Genomic DNA, 17,170 nt, shown 5'->3' with positions numbered 1-17,170 from the left:
ATGAAACCCTTCATCCTGCACCACTACGCCAACTCGCCGTTCTCCGAGAAGGTGCGCCTGATCCTCGGCGCCAAAGGCATGGCCTGGCATTCGGTGCACGTCCCGAGCGTGATGCCCAAGCCCGACGTGCTGGCGCTGACCGGTGGCTACCGGCGCACGCCCTTCATGCAGCGCGGCGCCGACATCTGGTGCGACACGTCACTGATCGCCCGCGTGCTCGATCGTGCGCAGCCGCAGCCGCCCTTGTACCCGGCAGGCGTCGCCGGCATCACGCAGACGCTCGCGCAGTGGGCCGACTTCACGCTGTTCTGGGCGGTCATTCCCTACACGCTGCAGCCGCAGGGGCTGACGCACGTGATGGCCGGCGTGCCGCCCGAAGGGCTGAAGGCCTTCGCGGCCGACCGTGCGCCGTTCACCGCCGGCATGACGAGGCAGACCGCCGCCGATGCGACGGTGGCGCTGAAGGCCTACCTCGGCCGGCTCGAGGATCAGCTCGCCGACGGCCGCGCCTTCCTCTGCGGCGCGCAGCCCAGCATCGCCGACTTCTCGGTGGCGCATTGCCTGTGGTTCATCCACCTCGCGCCGCCGATGCTGGGCATCCTGCAGCCTTGCGAGCGGCTGCGTGCCTGGTATGAACGGGTGATCGCGGTCGGCCACGGCACGCCGACGATCATGAAGAGCGCCGATGCGATCGCACGGGCCGCCTCGACGAGCACGCACGAGCCCGTGCAGGTCGAGCCCGGCCTCGGCTTCGAGGTCGGCGAGTCGGTCACCGTGACACCCACCGACTACGGCCGTGACCCGGTGGTCGGCGTGCTGGTCGGCCTGAGCGACGACGAGGTGGTGATCGAGCGGCGCGATGAGCGCGCCGGCACGCTGCACGTGCATTTCCCGCGCCTCGGGTTCCAGATTCGAAAGGAAGCGAAGACATGAAGACCATCCAGGGCCGCACCGCGGTCATCACCGGTGCGGGCTCCGGTTTCGGCCTCGAGCTGTCGCGCATCGCCGCGCGCGAGGGCATGAACCTCGTCATGGCCGACGTGCAGCAGGACGCGCTGGACCGCGCGGTGGAGGAGATCCGCGCGATCGTCACGTCGGGCGCGCAGGTGCTCGGCTTCCGGCTCGACGTGGCCAAGGCGGCCGAGGTGGAATCCATGGGCGAGGCGGTGCGCGGGCGCTTCGGTGCGCCGCATCTGGTCTTCAACAACGCCGGCGTGGGCGCCGGCGGGCTGATCTGGGAGCACACGCTGAAGGACTGGGAGTGGGTCGTCGGCGTCAACCTGATGGGCGTGGCGCACGGCGTGCGCGTGTTCACGCCGATGATGCTCGAGGCGGCGAAGGCCGATCCGGCCTATGAGGGCCACATCGTCAACACCGCGTCGATGGCCGGGCTGCTCAACGCGCCCAACATGGGCGTCTACAACGTCACCAAGCATGCGGTGGTGGCGATGAGCGAAACGCTCTACCAGGACCTGCGGCTGGTCACCGACCAGATCGGCGCCTCGGTGCTGTGCCCGTTCTTCGTGCCCACCGGCATCCACCAGAGCGAACGCAACCGGCCCGCCGACATGAAGGCGTCGCTGGGCAGGCCGACGAAGAGCCAGCTGATCGCGCAGGCGATGAGCGACAAGGCGGTGACCAGCGGCAAGGTCACGGCGGCGCAGGTGGCGCAGTTCGTGATGGACGCGGTCAAGGAGGGCCGTTTCTACATCTACAGCCACCCGAAGTCGCTGGCCAGCGTGCAGGTGCGGCTGGAGGACGTCATGCTCGGCCGCAACCCGACCGACCCGTTCGCGCTCAAGCCCGAGATCGCCGAAGGCCTGCGCAAGGCGCTGCGCGAGAGCGACTGATGGCACGACCGGACGACCCCCCCGCGCCCGGCCGCAGCGACGAGATCGAAGCCTTCTGGCTGGCCTACCAGCGCGAGTGCGGCGTGAAGGTCGAGGGCTTCTCGGCCACGGCCCTCGGCCCGACGCGCGCCCTGGCCGACGAGCTCGCGCTGCTGGTGGGCAACGGCGTCAAGCGCGCCCACGCCACGCTCAGGCGAGAGTTCGAGAAGGATCTCGAGGCGCTGCCCGCACCGGGCGAGCATGTCGTGGTGCTCGACGGCGCCGGCCACCCGCGGGCGATCGTTCGCAACACCCACGTCGAGCTGCGCCACTTCAATCAGATCGACGACGAGTTCGCCTTCAACGCCGGCGAGGGTGACCTGACGCTGCGCTGGTGGCTGGTGGCGCACCGCCAGCAATGGTCGGAACAGGCCGAGCGCGAGGGCTTCGAGATCGGCGAGACGAGCGAACTGGTGCTCGAGTTCTTCGAGCTCGTCTGGCCTCGGCCGGAGCAGCCGGCCGATTCAGCAGCGCAGCCGTAGCGCCTGCAGCGGCCGGCCGCTGGCCGCGTCGAGCACGACCAGGCTCAGGGCGCGCGGATGCGCCGCATCGGCGGGCAGCGACGGCGCGAAGCTCAGGCGGATCTCGGCGCCGGTCCACGGCGGCACACGGTGCAGCTGGCGCACCACATGGTCGTGCGCCAGCTTCTCGCCGGCGTTCTCGCCCGCCGTCACGCGGCTGCGGTGGCCACTCTCGGTGACCGCCCAGAAGGCGGCGAGGCGCTCGGGTGCGCCTGGGCGCGGCCGCACGGTGGCCTCGAAGCCCCGTCCGTCGCCCTGCAGCGTGATGTCGACCAGCGGCGCCGTGCCGATGGCCAGCGGCAGCGCGAGGCGTGGCCAGTCGGGCCGGTCGCGGCCTTGCACCACCACCTGCGGCGTGTAGTTGACCCGCGCGCCGTTGACCGCGCGCTGTTCGTTCTGGCGGCGCGTGAACGCCGGCGAGGCGAAGCGGTCCGGCCAGCCGAGCGAATCCCAGTAGTCGACATGGAAGGCCAGCGGCACCATCGCCGACTCGAGCGGCAGCGACGACAGCCAGCGGTCCGCCGGCGGGCAGGAACTGCAGCCCTCCGAGGTATAGAGCTCGATCACCGGCGCAATGCTGTCGCCGCTGCGCGCCGTGCAGCTCTGTGCCTGGGCAAAGGCAGCCGGCAGGGCGGCGAGCAGGAGGGCAGGCAGGAGGAAGCGCAGGCGGATCGTCATGCGGCTTGGTCGCCGGCACGGCGGGCATCTGACAGCAGGCGCTGTGTCACACTGCGCCGCCCTGAGACGCCACCACCCGATGACCGATTCGCCGACCACCGAAGCACTTGCCGTCGCCATCATCGGCGGCGGTCCGGCCGGCCTGATGGCGGCCGAGGTGCTGGCCGGCGCCGGTGTGCAGGTCGACCTCTTCGACGGCATGCCCTCGGTCGGCCGCAAGTTCCTGCTGGCCGGCAAGGGCGGGCTGAACCTGACGCACAGCGAGCCGATCGAGCCCTTTCTCGGCCGCTACGGGCAGGCATCCGAGCAGCTTGCCCCCTGGCTGCATGAGTTCGGCCCGCAGGCCTTGCGCGACTGGGCGAAGGCGCTCGGCGTCGACACCTTCGTCGGCAGCTCCGGGCGTGTCTTCCCGACCGACATGAAGGCTGCGCCGCTGCTGCGTGCCTGGCTGCACCGTTTGCGCGCCAGTGGCGTGCGCTTGCACATGCGGCATCGCTGGCTCGGCTGGGGCGAGTCGCGCAGCGGTGTACATGCCCTGCGTTTCGCCACGCCCGCGGGCGAACGGCTCGTGCACGCCCGCTGCGTCGTGCTCGCCCTCGGCGGTGCGAGCTGGTCGCGGCTCGGCTCCGACGGTGCCTGGGTGCCGCTGCTGGCCGAGCGCGGCATCGACCTCGCGCCATTGCGGGCGTCGAACTGCGGCTTCGACGTGGCGGGCTGGAGCGAACATTTGCGCGAGCGCTTTGCCGGCGCGCCGCTGAAGAACGTGGCGCTGCGCTGTGCCGCGCCTGACGGCCGGCGCTTCGAGCAGCGTGGCGAGTTCGTGCTCACCGAAAGCGGCATCGAGGGCAGCCTCGTCTACGCGGCCTCGCCGTTTCTGCGCGAAACGATCGCAGCGACGGGCCGCGCCATCGCGGAAGTCGACCTGCTGCCCGAGCGCCCCGCCGAGTTCGTGCATGCCGAGGTCGCACGGCCGCGCGGTTCGCGCTCGATGTCCACCCACCTGAAGAGCCGGCTCGGCATCGACGGCGCCAAGGCCGCGCTGCTGCACGAACTGTTGCCGCGCGAGGTGTTCGCCGATGCGGCCGCACTGGCCGCGGCGATCAAGGCGCTGCCGATCCCGCTGGTGGCCGCGCGCCCGATCGACGAGGCGATCAGCACGGCCGGCGGCGTGCGCCTCGATGCGCTCGACGCGCATCTGATGCTGAAGGCGCTGCCCGGCGTCTTCTGCGCCGGCGAGATGCTCGACTGGGAAGCGCCCACCGGCGGCTACCTGCTCACCGCCAGCCTGGCCAGTGGACGAATCGCCGGGCAGGGCGCGGCGGCTCGGCTCGCTAGCACAGCGCCGGGGTAACGAGTCGCAAACACCCCTGTGGCACACTGCGCCGCTTCGCGAAACCGCCCCCTGCGGGCCCCCCGGATTTGGACAAGATTCTTCTGCAGATCGCGGCCGAGCTGAAGGTTCGGCCGGCCCAGGTGAACACGGCCGTCGAACTGCTCGACGGCGGCGCCACGGTGCCCTTCATCGCCCGCTACCGCAAGGAGGCCACCGACGGCCTGGACGACATCCAGCTGCGCGAGCTGGAGTCGCGCCTCGGTTACCTGCGCGAGCTGGAAGAGCGCCGCACGGCGGTGCTCAAGAGCATCGACGAGCAGGGCAAGCTGACGCCCGAGCTGCGCGCTGCCATCGACGCGGCGCCGACCAAGCAGGAGCTGGAAGACCTCTACCTGCCGTACAAGCCGAAGCGCCGCACCAAGGGCATGATCGCCCGCGAGGCAGGCCTGGAGCCGCTGGCCGACAAACTGTTCGCCGACCCGTCGCTGGAGCCGCTGGCCGAGGCGGCGGCCTTCATCAATGTCGACGGCGGCTTTGCCGATGTGCATGCGGTGCTCGACGGCGTCCGCGACCTGCTCTCCGAGCGCTGGGCGGAAGACGCGGTGCTGGTCGGCAAGCTGCGCGAGTGGTTGTGGGCCGAGGGCCTGTTCCAGAGCAAGCTGATGGACGGCAAGGATCCGAACAACGCCGACGTGGCCAAGTTTCGCGACTACTTCGACTACGCCGAGACCATCCGCACCGTGCCCTCGCACCGCGCGCTGGCGGTGTTCCGCGGCCGCACGCAGGAGTTCCTCGACGCCAAGCTGGTGCTCGAAGAAGAGGTCGTGCCCGGACAGCCGACGCTGGCCGAAGGCCGCATCGCCGTGCACCTCGGCTGGCGCCACGGCAAGCGGCCGGGCGACGAGCTGATCCGCAAGACCATCGCCTGGACCTGGAAGGTCAAGCTCAGCCTGAGCCTGGAGCGCGACCTGTTCTCGCGCCTGCGCGAAGAGGCCGAGAAGGTTGCGATCAAGGTCTTCGCCGAGAACCTGCGCGACCTGCTGCTCGCCGCGCCGGCCGGCCAGCGTGTGGTGATGGGCCTGGACCCCGGCATCCGCACCGGCTGCAAGGTGGCCATCGTCGACGCCACCGGCAAGGTGCTCGACACCAACACCGTCTACCCGCATGAGCCACGCAAGGACTGGGAAGGTTCGCTGCACACGCTCGGCCGCCTGGTCGCCACGCACGGCGTGAACCTGATCGCCATCGGCAACGGCACCGCCAGCCGCGAGACCGACAAGCTGGCCGCCGACCTGATCAAGCGCATCCAGTCCATGGCGCCGGACATGAAGCTCGAGAAGATCGTCGTCAGCGAAGCCGGCGCCTCGGTCTACTCGGCCAGCGAGTTCGCCAGCAAGGAACTGCCGGAGCTCGACGTCAGCCTGCGCGGCGCGGTGAGCATCGCGCGGCGGCTGCAGGATCCGCTGGCCGAGCTGGTGAAGATCGACCCGAAGAGCATCGGCGTCGGCCAGTACCAGCACGACGTCAACCAGAGCGAGCTGGCGAAGAGCCTGGACGCGGTGGTCGAGGACTGTGTGAACTCGGTGGGCGTGGACTTGAACACCGCGTCGGCGCCGCTGCTGTCGCGTGTGTCGGGTCTGAGCGGTGCGGTGGCCTCAAGCATCGTGCGCTGGCGTGACGCGAACGGCGCCTTCCGCAACCGCCAGCAACTGCTCGACGTCAGCGGCCTCGGCGCCAAGACCTTCGAGCAGTGCGCCGGCTTCCTGCGCATCCGCGACGGCGACAACCCGCTCGACCAGTCGAGCGTGCACCCCGAGACCTACCCGGTGGTCGAACGTTTGCTGGCCCAGGTGGCCAAGCCGATCGCCGAGGTGATGGGCCGCAGCGACGTGATCCGCACGCTCAAGCCCGAGGCCTTTGCCGACGACAGGTTCGGCGCCATCACGATCAAGGACATCCTCGCCGAGCTCGAGAAGCCCGGCCGCGACCCGCGCCCCGACTTCAAGGTGGCGCGCTTCAACGACGGCGTGGAAGACATCAAGGACCTGCAGCCCGGCATGACGCTGGAGGGCACGGTCAGCAACGTGGCGCAGTTCGGCGCGTTCGTGGATCTGGGCGTGCACCAGGACGGGCTCGTGCACGTCAGCCAGCTGGCCAACAAGTTCGTCAACGATGCGCGCGAGGTCGTCAAGACCGGCGACATCGTCAAGGTCAAGGTGCTGGAGGTGGACCTGGCACGCAAGCGCATCTCGCTGACGATGAAGCTCGACGCGAAGCCGGTAGCCAAGGGCGAACGCGGAGACAACGCTTTCCGCCCGGCCGGGCGCGGCGAGCGGCCGGGGGCGCCGCGCGGAGGTGCATCGGCAGCGGCTGGCCCGTCGGCGATGGCGGCGGCGTTCGCGAAGCTGCAGTCGCCGAAGTAGGGCGCGCTCTCAAGGAAACGCCGGGCCGCCCCAAGTTTCCTTGACCCCCGCGGGGGGCGGGCTGGGCGCAGCCCGGCCCTGGGAGTTCTCAGGCGGCGCCGAAGTCGCGCGGCTGCAGTTCGATCGGCTGGCCGTGCGGCGTGCGGTCGGCGGCGTGGTCCCAGGCGTCGCGATAGCGGGTGAGCTCGTCGGCGCTGCTGGCGCCCTTCTCGGCGACCAGCGCCTCCAGCGTGGCCAGCCAATGGTGGTAGTAGGTGTCGCCGAGATCGGCATCACCGCCGGCCTGCGCGCGCTCGATCTGCGCGGCCAGCGCAGCCGCCCACTCCGCCCAGGTGAACAGGCCGCGCTGGTGCAGGCTCACCGCCATCGCGAAGGCATGCGCTTCCCAGGGTTCGCGGAACACCGGTTCGTCGCCGGCCAGCGGCTGGCCGGGCAGGAAGGCTGGGTTCGTCATGCGGGTTCCAGGTAACTGTCCCAGGCATCGACCGAGACGACGAGGCCGTCTTGCGCGTCATCGCCCCACAGCTCGCGGCCATCGAAGGCCACGGTGTAGAGCCATTGCGGCTGCTCGCCCAGGCCCTGCGCATTTGCGTCGGCGAAGACATGCGTGCCGTGCACGCGCTCGACCGTGCCGACGCGGCCTCGTGCATAGCCGGGCAGGCGGGTGTGGTGCTCGACATGTCCGCTGCGCGTGCGCACGCGGTCGCCGATCGTGAAGCGCGCCGGCGTGAGCGCAGGGCGCTCGGTGGCCGAGCCCTTGGCGAGCACGGTGGGGACGATGTCCGCCCACAGCACGCGGGTGAGCCGCTTCGGCTCCACCTGAGCACGAGCCTCGGCAATCTCGTGGTCGGTGACCATGCCGCGCTCCACCATCAGCCGCTGCAGCGCGGCCAGCCAGATGCGGTAGTAGCTGAGTTGCGGATAGTCGGGCAGCGTCTCGCGGGCACTGCGGCTCTGGTCGATGTTCCACGAACCGGTGGCGCCCATCGCCAGCGTCAATGCCAGTGCGCGCGGCTCCCAGGCTTCGTGCCAGAGCTCGCCTTCGGGCTCGGGCGTGACGGGGCCGAAGCCGTCGCGGCCGCCGAGGTCGGCGTGCGTGGTGTAGCTCATGCTGCCTCCGCGGGCGACCTGGCCAGGCCGGTGCCGATCATCGAGTCGCGTGTCACCAGCGCGGCGAGCTGTTCCTCCGTCAGGCCGTCGCTGCCGGGCGGGCGCATCGGGATGACCAGGTAGCGCACCTCGGCGGTCGAATCCCAGACGCGGATGCCCGTGGCCTCGGGCAGCGTGACGCCGAAGTCGGCCAGCACACCGCGCGGATCCTTCACCGCGCGCGAGCGGTAGGGCGCGCTCTTGTACCAGGTGGGCGGCAGGCCGAGCACCGGCCAGGGGTAGCAACTGCACAGGGTGCAGACGACCATGTGGTGCTCCTCGGGTGTGTTCATCACCGCCACCATGTGCTCGCCCTGGCGGCCGGTGTAGCCGAGCGATGCGATCGCTGCGTTGGCGTCGCGCTGCAGCCAGTCGCGGAAGGCCGGATCGGCCCAGGCACGGGCGACGACGCGCGCACCGTTGCGCGGGCCGATCTTCGTCTGGTAGGTGTCGATCAACACATCGAGCGCGGCCGGATCGATGTAGCCCTTGGCGGCGAGCACCGTCTCCAGCGCCCGTACGCGCAGGTCCATCTCGCCGAGTTCGCTGTGTTCGTGATCGTGTCCGTGCTGATGATCGTGATCGTGGTGCTCGTGTGCCATGGCAGCGATCGTAGCGGCCGCTTCGCTACAGTGCGAGCCCATGCAAGCCCTGCAGATCCACGCCGGCCCGCGCGCGCTGCGCCACCTTCGCGACCACGGTCTGCGGCCGGGTGACGTGCGCGCGATCCCCGCCGCGGCCGGCGGCCCCAAGGGCCTGGTGCTGAGCCCGCTCGACCGCTTCCTGTTCGGTGACTGGCTCGCCGGCCCCGGCCCGGCGGTGCACCTGCTCGGCGCCTCGATCGGCGCCTGGCGCATGGCCACCGCCTGCCTGCCGCAGCCGCGGCAGGCCTTCGCGCAGATGGCCGAGGACTACATCGCCCAGACCTACGAGCACGCGCCGGGCAAGGCGCCGAAGGCCGCGCATGTCAGCCAGGTGTTCGGCGCCAAACTGACCGAGCGCTTCGGCACGCGCGAGGCCGAGGTGCTCGGTCACCCGCGCTTTCGCCTGCACGTGTTCACCAGCCGCGGCCGCCACCTGCTCGGCCGCGAGGGCCGGCTGCGCACGCCGCTGGGTTACCTCGGCGCGTTCGCCACCAACGCGGTGAGCCGCAAGGCCATGGGCGGCTGGCTGGAGCGGGTGATCTTCTCCGACCCGCGCGAGCCGCTGCCGCTGCACCTGCGCGACTTCCGCACCCACGTCGTGCCGCTGGAGGCGCGCAACCTGCAGCCGAGCATCCTGGCGAGCTGTTCGATCCCGTTCTGGCTGCAGGCGGTGCATGACGTCCCCGGTGGCCCGAAAGGCGCCTACTGGGACGGCGGTATCACCGACTACCACCTGCACCTGGACTACGCCTCGATGGGCGAAGGCCTGGTGCTCTACCCCCACTTCCAGAAGACCGTGATCCCCGGCTGGCTCGACAAGGCGCTGCGCCACCGCCACCGCGCGACGGCGCACCTCGACAACGTGATCGTGCTGTCGCCGCGCGCCGAATGGGTCGCCACGCTGCCCGACGCGAAGCTGCCCGACCGCAACGACTTCAAGCGCTACGGCGACGATCTCGCAGCACGCGTGCGGGCGTGGACGCGTGCGGTGCAGGAAAGCGAGCGCCTGGCCGAGGAGTTTGCCCGCTGGCTCGAGGATCCGTCGCGCATCGAAGTGCAGCCGCTTGTCTAGACCCTGGAGCCTGTCATGAACCTGCCCAACCACGAACTGATGATGACCGTGCTGATGACGCCCGACATGGCGAACTTCAGCGGCAACGTGCACGGCGGCACCATCCTCAAGCTGCTCGACCAGGTGGCCTATGCCTGCGCCAGCCGCTACGCCGGGCGCTACGTGGTGACGCTGTCGGTCGACCAGGTGATGTTCCGCGAGCCGATCCACGTCGGGGAACTGGTCAGCTTCCTGGCCAGCGTGAACTACACAGGCCGCACCTCGATGGAGGTGGGCATCAAGGTGGTGACCGAAGACATACGGCGCCAGACCGTTCGCCACGCCAACAGCTGCTTCTTCACCATGGTGGCGCTGGACGACGCGCGCCAGCCGGCCGTCGTGCCGCCGCTGGTGCCCGTCACGCCCGACCAACAGCGCCGCAGCGAGGCGGCCAAGGTGCGCCGCCAGCTGCGCGAGGAGTTCGCCGCGCGCATCCGCGCGACGCGTCAGGGCGCCTGAAGCAGCGGACGCTGCATCCGTTTCTTCCCCGCCCGCGTAAAGCCCGCCAGACACCGCAAGCGGCCGCACGTGTGGCGTCGAGAGATCGGTCCCGATCAATGGGGCCGGAGCATCCACGACCCCAAGGAAGAGACCATGACCTCTGCGAAGCACTTCTCCCTGCGCGCGCTGCCGCTGGCCGCCGCGTTCGTTGCCGCCGGCATCTCCGCCACGGCACTGGCGTCCAGCCACCGCGAAGCGCCGTTCATCACGACGGCGCCCAAGGTGGACGGCACCGACCTCTACATGTTCATGAGCTACGAGGCGGGCCGCGACGGCTACGTCACGCTGATCGCCAACTACCAGCCGCTGCAGGCGCCGTACGGCGGGCCCAACTACTTCAAGATGGACCCGAACGCGCTGTACGAGATCCACGTCGACAACAACGGCGATGCGAAGGAGGACATCAGCTTCCAGTTCCGCTTCCAGAACAAGCTGAACTCGATCGCGCTGCCGGTGGGCGGCAAGAACGTCGCGATCCCGCTGACGCAGGCCGGGCAGGTCAGCGGCCTGCGCTCGGCAGCGCTGAACGTCACCGAAACCTACAGCGTCGACGTCGTGCGCGGCGACCGCCGCACGGGCTCGCGCTCGGCGATCAGCAACGCCAGCGGCGGCGGCAAGACCTTCGACAAGCCGGTCGACAACATCGGCACCAAGACGATTCCGGACTACGCCGGCTATGCGGCCAAGCACATCTACAACGTCAACATCCCCGGCTGCAGCATGCCGGCGAAGATGTTCGTCGGTCAGCGCAAGGAGGCCTTCGCGGTCAACCTCGGCACGATCTTTGACCTGGTCAATGCGCCGGTGGCGGTGATCACCGACCCGACGCTGATCAACGCCGCGCCGAACACGATTGACGATGCCAACGTGACCTCGCTGGCGCTGGAAGTGCACAAGAGCTGCCTGACCCAGGCCAGCGAACCGGTGATCGGCGCGTGGACCACCGCCAGCCTGCGCCAGGGCTCGCTGCTTGACCCGACGCCCAAGGCCGGCCACCAGACCACCGCGATCAGCGGCGGCGCCTGGACGCAGGTCTCGCGCCTGGGCATGCCGCTGGTCAACGAAGTGGTCATCGGCCTGCCCGACAAGGACCGCTTCAACGGCTCCAAGCCGAAGGACGACGGCCAGTTCGCCGACTACGTGACCAACCCGACGCTGCCGGCGCTGTTGGAGATCGCGCTCGCGCTGCCAAACACCGCGCCGACCAACTTCCCGCGCACCGACCTGGTCACCACCTTTCTCACCGGCATTCCCGGCGTGAATCAGCCGGCCGGCGTGGTCGCCTCCGAGCAACTGCGGCTGAACACCGGCATCGCGCCAGTGCCCTTCGCGCAGCAGAACCGGCTGGGCATCGTCGGCAGCGTGCTGTCGGGCGGCAACGACTTCGCCGGCTTCCCGAATGGCCGCCGGCCGAAGGACGACATCGTCGACATCTCGCTGGTGGCGGTGATGGGCGGGCTTTGCATGGCCAACGGCGACACCAACGCCTTCGGCTTCGGCGCCGCGTGCAAGCCCTCGGCCGTGCCGCTGAAGGAGACCGCGTTCAAGCTGCACGATGCCGTCGACCAGGCGGTGGTGCCGCTGCTCGCGGGCTTCCCGTACCTCAACACGCCGATGCCCGGCGCGCAGTAAGGAGCACACGATGAACATTCGCACCCTGATGGGATGTGCTGCCGCGGTGCTGGTGCTGGGCGCCTGCGGTGGAGGTGGCGGCGGCGACGCGCTGGAGGCGACCGAGTCGGTGCCCGACAGCGCCAGCGCCAGTGTCGGCGGCATGAAGCGCTGGCTGGCGCTGCTCACGGCCACTGCGCCAGAGGATCGCGAGCCGCTGGACGCGGCGAGCTTCGCCCCGCCGGGGCCGGACGACACGGAGCCCGATCCGGTGCAGTGAGGCGGGCCGGCACGGCCTGACGGGCGAGCAACACTTCTTTGCTCGCCCGTTGTGCTTCCCGCCGCGTGCTGCGGCGTTGAGGAGGGACTGCCAACCCCTGGAGAAGCACATGCAACGAGCCGTCACACTGGGTGCCGCGCTGCTCGCGACGCTGGTCGCCACCGGCTGCGCCGTTCACCCCGCCACGCAGCCTGCGCCGCCCACCCCGTCCGCCTCCGGCTACCGCGTCGAATACGGTCAAGTGCAAAGCGTCGACCTGGTGCGCGCCGAGAGCCAGACGTCCGGCGGCGGTGCCCTGCTCGGCGGCGTGATCGGCGCCGTCGTCGGCCGGCAGATCGGCAGCGGCTCGGGCCGCGATGCCGGCACCGCGGTGGGTGCGGTGGGCGGCGCGATCATCGGCAACCAGATCGAGAAGAACCAGCGTGGCGCGCAAAGTTTCTATCGCATCGCCATCCTCACCCAGAGCGGGCAGATGCGAACCTTCGACTACGCCCAGCCGGGCGACCTGCGGATCGGCGACCGGGTGCGCATCGAGAACAATCAGCTCCACCGCTACTGAAATACAATCACGGCTCCAACCAGCAAGGGCGAGAAAGGCATGACGGTTATGACACCGCGGACTACGAGCTGGACCTTTCGGGTCTAGCGAAGCTGCGCGCGTCGACCCTTCCTTCTCTTCCCTGTTGATTCGAGGCGCGGCACGGTCCGCGCCTTTTTGCTTTTGGAGTCAGTGATGGTCTCGATTCAGTTGCCCGACGGTTCGCGTCGCGAGTTTCCCGGCCCGGTGACGGTTGCCGAGGTGGCCGCGTCCATCGGCCCCGGCCTGGCCAAGGCGGCGCTCGCCGGCCGTGTGGGGCAGGGCGATGCCGCCCGTGTGGTCGACACCAGCTTCCGCATCGACGCGGATGCGCCGCTGGCCATCCTGACCGACAAGGATGCCGACGGCCTCGAGGTGATCCGCCACTCGACGGCTCACCTGCTCGCCTACGCCGTGAAGGAGCTGTTCCCCGAGGCGCAGGTGACGATCGGCCCGGTGATCGAGAACGGCTTCTTCTACGACTTCGCCTACAAGCGCCCCTTCACGCCGGAGGACCTGGCGGCCATCGAAGCCAAGATGACCGAACTGGCGAAGAAGGACGAGAAGGTCGAGCGCCGCGTGCTGCCGCGCGACGAGGCGGTGGCCTACTTCAAGGCGCTGGGCGAGCACTACAAGGCCGAGATCATCTCGAGCATCCCGCAGGGCGAGGACGTGTCGCTGTACCGCGAAGGCGCCTTCGAGGACCTGTGCCGCGGCCCGCACGTGCCGTCGACGGGGCGCCTGAAGCACTTCAAGCTGATGAAGGTGGCCGGTGCCTACTGGCGCGGCGACCACCGCAACGAGATGCTGCAGCGCATCTACGGCACGGCGTGGGCGAGCAAGGACGACCTGCAGAAGCACCTGACGATGCTCGAGGAGGCCGAGAAGCGCGACCACCGCAAGCTCGGCCGCGAACTCGACCTGTTCCACCTCGACGAGCATTCGCCCGGCACGGTGTTCTGGCACCCCAAGGGCTGGGCGCTGTGGCAGGAGGTCGAGCAGTACATGCGCCGCGTCTACCGCGACAACGGCTACCAGGAGGTCAAGGGCCCGCAACTGCTCGACAAGGCGCTGTGGGAGAAGACCGGCCACTGGGACAAATACCGCGAGAACATGTTCACGACCGAGTCGGAGAAGCGCGACTACGCGCTCAAGCCGATGAACTGCCCCGGCCACATCCTGATCTTCAAGCAGGGCATCAAGAGCTACCGCGACCTGCCGCTGCGCTACGGCGAGTTCGGCCAGTGCCACCGCAACGAGCCGACCGGCGGCCTGCACGGCATCATGCGCGTGCGCGGATTCACGCAGGACGACGGCCACATCTTCTGCACCGAGGACATGATCCTCGAAGAGTGCGTGGCCTACACGGCGCTGCTGCAGAAGGTCTATGCCGACTTCGGCTTCACCGAGATCATCTACAAGGTCGCCACGCGGCCGGCGGCACGCATCGGCTCGGACGAGGTCTGGGACAAGGCGGAGTACGCGCTGATGGAAAGCCTGCGCCGCTCGGGCGTCGAGTTCGTCATCGCCCCGGGCGACGGTGCCTTCTACGGGCCGAAGATCGAGTACACGCTGAAGGACGCGATCGGCCGGCAGTGGCAGTGCGGCACGATGCAGGTCGATTTCTCGATGGCCGAGCGGCTGGGCGCGGAGTACGTCGCCGAAGATGGCTCGCGCCGTCATCCGGTGATGCTGCACCGGGCGATCGTCGGCAGCCTGGAGCGTTTCATCGGAATCCTCATCGAGCAGCACGCCGGCGCGCTGCCGGCCTGGCTGGCGCCGCGGCAGGTCAGCGTGCTCAACATCACCGACGCCCAGAGCGACTACGCGCTGGAGGTGGTCAAAACGCTGCAAAAACAAGGACTTAGAGTTGGCAGCGATTTGCGGAACGAGAAAATAACCTATAAAATCCGCGAGCATTCCATGCAGAAGGTCCCGTACATCCTCGTCGTTGGTGACAAGGAGAAGGCAAACGGGGCCGTTGCGGTGCGCGCACGAGGCAACCAGGATCTCGGCGTGATGCCCCTAGGCGACTTCATCGAGAGGATCGTCGGAGACATCACCCGAAAGCAGTGACCACCACGGTGGCGCTGCGCCGGTGAGCCGGGCGCGCTGTTTGTTTTATTGGGCTTCTCTGCCTTGGAGTCCGCCGAAAGGTACCAACCATCGCTACTTTTGCTGACCGCCGTACTCCGAACGCCGAGCGCAAGCACCGGCTCAACCGCGAGATCATGGCTCCCGAAGTCCGTCTGAACGGCCCGGAGAACGAACCGCTGGGCATCGTTGCCATCCAGGAAGCGCTGCGCATGGCCGGCGAGATGGACGTCGATCTGGTGGAGATCGTTGCCCAGGCAGACCCGCCGGTGTGCCGCCTGATGGACTACGGCAAGTTCAAGTACCAGGAGCAGAAGCGCGCGGCGGAAGCCAAGTCGAAGCAGAAGATCGTCGAAGTCAAGGAAGTGAAGTTCCGTCCGGGAACGGACGAGGGCGATTACCAGATCAAGATGCGCAACCTGCGCCGCTTCATCGAGGAAGACGGCGACAAGGGCAAGGTCACGCTGCGCTACCGCGGCCGCGAGATCACCCACCAGGACATCGGCATGCGGCTGCTCGAGCGCATCCGCGACGAACTGGCGGATGTCTCGGTCGTCGAGCACATGCCCAAGCTCGAAGGTCGCCAGATGATCATGGTGCTGGCGCCGAAGCGGAAGTGAAGATTTGAAGAGTTCAGTGCCTCGGTCTGGTCGCCGGGGTGCTGTCAGAAGCGGCTGCAGGCCAACAAGACGGTGGAGTTTTCACCGGCGCCTGTCAGCAGCAACACACAAGGAGCAGTCATGCCCAAGATGAAGACCAAGAGCAGCGCGAAGAAGCGATTCCGCGTGCGCCCGGGTGGCACCGTCAAGCGGGGCCAGGCGTTCAAGCGCCACATCCTCACCAAGAAGTCCACGAAGAACAAGCGCCACCTGCGTGGCGCCGTGACCGTGCACGAGACCAACATGGGCCACATGGCGCAGATGCTGCCATTCGCCGGTCTCTGACCCACTGCTGAAGGAGAAGAGAAATGCCTCGCGTCAAACGTGGTGTCACCGCCCGCGCACGTCACAAGAAGATTCTGGTACTGGCCAAGGGTTTCCGCGGCCGCCGCAAGAACGTGTTCCGCATCGCCAAGGAAGCGGTGATGCGGGCTGGGCAATACGCCTACCGTGACCGCCGTACCAAGAAGCGTGTCTTCCGCCAGCTCTGGATCGCCCGTATCAACGCGGCGAGCCGGGGCCTGGGACTCACCTACAGCAAGTTCGTGGCCGGCCTGAAGAAGGCCAACATCGACATCGACCGCAAGGTCCTTGCCGACATGGCCGTCAACGATCCTGCCGGTTTCGGCAGCATCGTCGAGAAGGTGAAGGCCCAGCTCGCTTGATCCGCTGCGCTGCCGGAGCGCCCAGGTGCTCCGGTGGCGGGTTCAGCTTCGAAGGCCGACCTCTGGTGCGGCCTTTTTTCTTGTGTTGAAAGATCTCCAGGTCCCGACGCGATGAACGATCTCGCTCCCCTCGTCGACGATGCGAAGGCCGACTTCGCGACAGCGACGACGCCCGCCGAACTCGAGAACGCCAAGGCGCGCTACCTCGGCAAGTCCGGCCGCATCACCGAGCAGCTCAAGGCGCTGGGTGCGCTGTCGGTCGAGGAGAAGAAGGCGCGCGGTGCGCAGATCAACTCGGCCAAGCAGCAGGTCGAGGCGCTGCTGCAAGCGCGGCGCGACGCGCTCGGCCAGGCGGAGCTCGAGGCGCAGCTCAAGGCCGAGGCGCTCGACGTCACGCTGCCGGGCCGCCAGCGTGGCATCGGCGGCCTGCACCCGGTCACGCGCACGATCGAGCGCATCGAGGCGATCTTCGGCTCGATGGGCTTCGACGTCGCCGACGGCCCCGAGATCGAGACCGACTGGTACAACTTCACCGCGCTGAACAGCCCGGAGAACCACCCGGCGCGCTCGATGCAGGACACCTTCTACGTCGACATGAAGGATGCCGAGGGCCGCTGGCTGAACCTGCGCACGCACACCTCGCCGATGCAGGTGCGCTATGCGCGCCGCCACGCGAAGCTGCACGCCGGCAAGGAGCACATGCCCGAGATCCGCGTCATCGCGCCGGGCCGCACCTACCGCGTCGACAGCGACGCGACGCACTCGCCGATGTTCCACCAGTGCGAAGGCCTGTGGATCGGCGAGAACGTCAGCTTCAAGGACCTGAAGGTCGTCTTCACCGATTTTTGCCACCGCTTCTTCGAGACCGACGAGCTCGAACTGCGCTTCCGTCCGTCGTTCTTCCCGTTCACCGAACCGAGCGCCGAAATCGACATCGCTTTCGCCAGCGGCCCGCTGAAGGGCAAGTGGCTGGAAGTGGCCGGCTCGGGCCAGGTGCATCCGAACGTGGTGCGCAACTTCGGCCTCGACCCGGAG

At 68.7% G+C, this 17,170-nt stretch carries 19 protein-coding genes; 15 read left to right on the top strand and 4 right to left on the bottom strand.

The window, feature by feature from the left end; translation table 11 throughout:
* The 3 genes from AAG801_RS08015 to AAG801_RS08005 are packed head-to-tail and all read left to right on the top strand — an operon-like array spanning position 1 to position 2,371.
* Positions 1–933, top strand: coding sequence for a glutathione S-transferase family protein (locus AAG801_RS08015; RefSeq protein ID WP_341887921.1), 933 nt, complete (start codon positions 1–3; stop codon positions 931–933).
* Entirely contained in the window at positions 930–1,850 is a 921-nt protein-coding gene (locus AAG801_RS08010; protein ID WP_341887920.1) for an SDR family oxidoreductase, read from the top strand. The genes AAG801_RS08015 and AAG801_RS08010 overlap by 4 nt, the downstream gene beginning before the upstream one ends.
* The gene (locus AAG801_RS08005; protein WP_341887919.1) at positions 1,850–2,371 is read left to right on the top strand and encodes an ASCH domain-containing protein; all 522 of its coding nucleotides are present in this window, start codon (positions 1,850–1,852) and stop codon (positions 2,369–2,371) included. Before AAG801_RS08010 ends, AAG801_RS08005 begins: the two co-directional genes overlap by 1 nt.
* Here the strand turns inward: AAG801_RS08005 and AAG801_RS08000 are convergent.
* Positions 2,354–3,088: a DUF1223 domain-containing protein gene (locus tag AAG801_RS08000; protein WP_341887918.1), complete on the bottom strand. Its 735-nt coding sequence runs from the start codon at positions 3,086–3,088 to the stop codon at positions 2,354–2,356. The genes AAG801_RS08005 and AAG801_RS08000 overlap by 18 nt on opposite strands.
* A 79-nt stretch (positions 3,089–3,167) precedes the next feature.
* Between AAG801_RS08000 and AAG801_RS07995 the strand changes: the two genes are divergently transcribed.
* Complete coding sequence (locus AAG801_RS07995; RefSeq protein ID WP_341887917.1) at positions 3,168–4,439, top strand: TIGR03862 family flavoprotein; 1,272 nt, start codon at positions 3,168–3,170, stop codon at positions 4,437–4,439.
* Between the two features lie 68 nt (positions 4,440–4,507).
* On the top strand, positions 4,508–6,844 hold the full coding sequence (locus AAG801_RS07990) for a Tex family protein (RefSeq protein ID WP_341887916.1): 2,337 nt from the start codon (positions 4,508–4,510) through the stop codon (positions 6,842–6,844).
* 88 nt (positions 6,845–6,932) lie between these two features.
* On the opposite strand, the gene AAG801_RS07985 is transcribed toward AAG801_RS07990, so the two are convergent.
* Genes AAG801_RS07985 through nthA form a run of 3 tightly spaced genes read right to left on the bottom strand, consistent with a single transcriptional unit; the run spans position 6,933 to position 8,595 of the window.
* Positions 6,933–7,298: a nitrile hydratase accessory protein gene (locus AAG801_RS07985; protein WP_341887915.1), complete on the bottom strand. Its 366-nt coding sequence runs from the start codon at positions 7,296–7,298 to the stop codon at positions 6,933–6,935.
* Positions 7,295–7,954 (bottom strand): nitrile hydratase subunit beta, encoded by a 660-nt coding sequence (gene nthB, locus AAG801_RS07980; RefSeq protein WP_341887914.1) that lies wholly within the window; start codon positions 7,952–7,954, stop codon positions 7,295–7,297. The genes AAG801_RS07985 and nthB overlap by 4 nt, the downstream gene beginning before the upstream one ends.
* Positions 7,951–8,595 carry a nitrile hydratase subunit alpha gene (gene nthA, locus AAG801_RS07975; RefSeq protein ID WP_341887913.1) on the bottom strand — a complete coding sequence of 215 codons (645 nt, stop codon included), beginning with the start codon at positions 8,593–8,595 and terminating at the stop codon, positions 7,951–7,953. The genes nthB and nthA overlap by 4 nt, the downstream gene beginning before the upstream one ends.
* Positions 8,596–8,635: 40 nt before the next feature.
* On the opposite strand from nthA, the gene AAG801_RS07970 reads away from it, so the two are divergent.
* The 10 genes from AAG801_RS07970 to pheS form a co-directional block, all read left to right on the top strand.
* The gene (locus AAG801_RS07970) at positions 8,636–9,709 is read left to right on the top strand and encodes a phospholipase (protein WP_341887912.1); all 1,074 of its coding nucleotides are present in this window, start codon (positions 8,636–8,638) and stop codon (positions 9,707–9,709) included.
* Positions 9,710–9,724: 15 nt separating this feature from the next.
* Entirely contained in the window at positions 9,725–10,207 is a 483-nt protein-coding gene (locus AAG801_RS07965; protein ID WP_341887911.1) for an acyl-CoA thioesterase, read from the top strand.
* Positions 10,208–10,342: 135 nt separating this feature from the next.
* Positions 10,343–11,881, top strand: coding sequence for a DUF4331 domain-containing protein (locus tag AAG801_RS07960; protein ID WP_341887910.1), 1,539 nt, complete (start codon positions 10,343–10,345; stop codon positions 11,879–11,881).
* Between the two features lie 10 nt (positions 11,882–11,891).
* Positions 11,892–12,140, top strand: coding sequence for a hypothetical protein (locus AAG801_RS07955; protein ID WP_341887909.1), 249 nt, complete (start codon positions 11,892–11,894; stop codon positions 12,138–12,140).
* A 109-nt stretch (positions 12,141–12,249) separates the two neighbouring features.
* On the top strand, positions 12,250–12,699 hold the full coding sequence (locus AAG801_RS07950; protein WP_341887908.1) for a glycine zipper 2TM domain-containing protein: 450 nt from the start codon (positions 12,250–12,252) through the stop codon (positions 12,697–12,699).
* 174 nt (positions 12,700–12,873) lie between these two features.
* The gene (gene thrS / locus AAG801_RS07945) at positions 12,874–14,793 is read left to right on the top strand and encodes a threonine--tRNA ligase (RefSeq protein WP_341887907.1); all 1,920 of its coding nucleotides are present in this window, start codon (positions 12,874–12,876) and stop codon (positions 14,791–14,793) included.
* Between the two features lie 89 nt (positions 14,794–14,882).
* Positions 14,883–15,431 (top strand): translation initiation factor IF-3, encoded by a 549-nt coding sequence (gene infC, locus AAG801_RS07940; RefSeq protein WP_341887964.1) that lies wholly within the window; start codon positions 14,883–14,885, stop codon positions 15,429–15,431.
* Positions 15,432–15,551: 120 nt separating this feature from the next.
* Positions 15,552–15,755 (top strand): 50S ribosomal protein L35, encoded by a 204-nt coding sequence (gene rpmI, locus AAG801_RS07935; protein ID WP_225862464.1) that lies wholly within the window; start codon positions 15,552–15,554, stop codon positions 15,753–15,755.
* A gap of 23 nt (positions 15,756–15,778) precedes the next feature.
* On the top strand, positions 15,779–16,135 hold the full coding sequence (rplT, locus tag AAG801_RS07930; protein WP_341887906.1) for a 50S ribosomal protein L20: 357 nt from the start codon (positions 15,779–15,781) through the stop codon (positions 16,133–16,135).
* A 111-nt stretch (positions 16,136–16,246) separates the two neighbouring features.
* Positions 16,247–17,170 (top strand): phenylalanine--tRNA ligase subunit alpha (gene pheS, locus AAG801_RS07925; RefSeq protein ID WP_341887905.1); only part of this gene is annotated, 924 nt, incomplete at its 3' end.

It is taken from the genome of Variovorax sp. YR752 (assembly GCF_943372545.1).
Note: the sequence above shows the minus strand (reverse complement) of the source record. Positions and strands in the feature narration are given on the sequence as shown.

Bases quoted from the DNA above. Each gene is read 5' to 3' on its own strand.
- AAG801_RS08015 (WP_341887921.1), top strand. From the start codon at position 1: ATGAAACCCTTCATCCTGCACCACTACGCCAACTCGCCGTTCTCCGAG.
- AAG801_RS08010 (WP_341887920.1), top strand. From the start codon at position 930: ATGAAGACCATCCAGGGCCGCACCGCGGTCATCACCGGTGCGGGCTCC.
- AAG801_RS08005 (WP_341887919.1), top strand. From the start codon at position 1,850: ATGGCACGACCGGACGACCCCCCCGCGCCCGGCCGCAGCGACGAGATC.
- AAG801_RS08000 (WP_341887918.1), bottom strand. From the start codon at position 3,088: ATGACGATCCGCCTGCGCTTCCTCCTGCCTGCCCTCCTGCTCGCCGCC.
- AAG801_RS07995 (WP_341887917.1), top strand. From the start codon at position 3,168: ATGACCGATTCGCCGACCACCGAAGCACTTGCCGTCGCCATCATCGGC.
- AAG801_RS07985 (WP_341887915.1), bottom strand. From the start codon at position 7,298: ATGACGAACCCAGCCTTCCTGCCCGGCCAGCCGCTGGCCGGCGACGAA.
- nthB (WP_341887914.1), bottom strand. From the start codon at position 7,954: ATGAGCTACACCACGCACGCCGACCTCGGCGGCCGCGACGGCTTCGGC.
- nthA (WP_341887913.1), bottom strand. From the start codon at position 8,595: ATGGCACACGAGCACCACGATCACGATCATCAGCACGGACACGATCAC.
- AAG801_RS07970 (WP_341887912.1), top strand. From the start codon at position 8,636: ATGCAAGCCCTGCAGATCCACGCCGGCCCGCGCGCGCTGCGCCACCTT.
- AAG801_RS07965 (WP_341887911.1), top strand. From the start codon at position 9,725: ATGAACCTGCCCAACCACGAACTGATGATGACCGTGCTGATGACGCCC.
- AAG801_RS07960 (WP_341887910.1), top strand. From the start codon at position 10,343: ATGACCTCTGCGAAGCACTTCTCCCTGCGCGCGCTGCCGCTGGCCGCC.
- AAG801_RS07955 (WP_341887909.1), top strand. From the start codon at position 11,892: ATGAACATTCGCACCCTGATGGGATGTGCTGCCGCGGTGCTGGTGCTG.
- AAG801_RS07950 (WP_341887908.1), top strand. From the start codon at position 12,250: ATGCAACGAGCCGTCACACTGGGTGCCGCGCTGCTCGCGACGCTGGTC.
- thrS (WP_341887907.1), top strand. From the start codon at position 12,874: ATGGTCTCGATTCAGTTGCCCGACGGTTCGCGTCGCGAGTTTCCCGGC.
- rpmI (WP_225862464.1), top strand. From the start codon at position 15,552: ATGCCCAAGATGAAGACCAAGAGCAGCGCGAAGAAGCGATTCCGCGTG.
- rplT (WP_341887906.1), top strand. From the start codon at position 15,779: ATGCCTCGCGTCAAACGTGGTGTCACCGCCCGCGCACGTCACAAGAAG.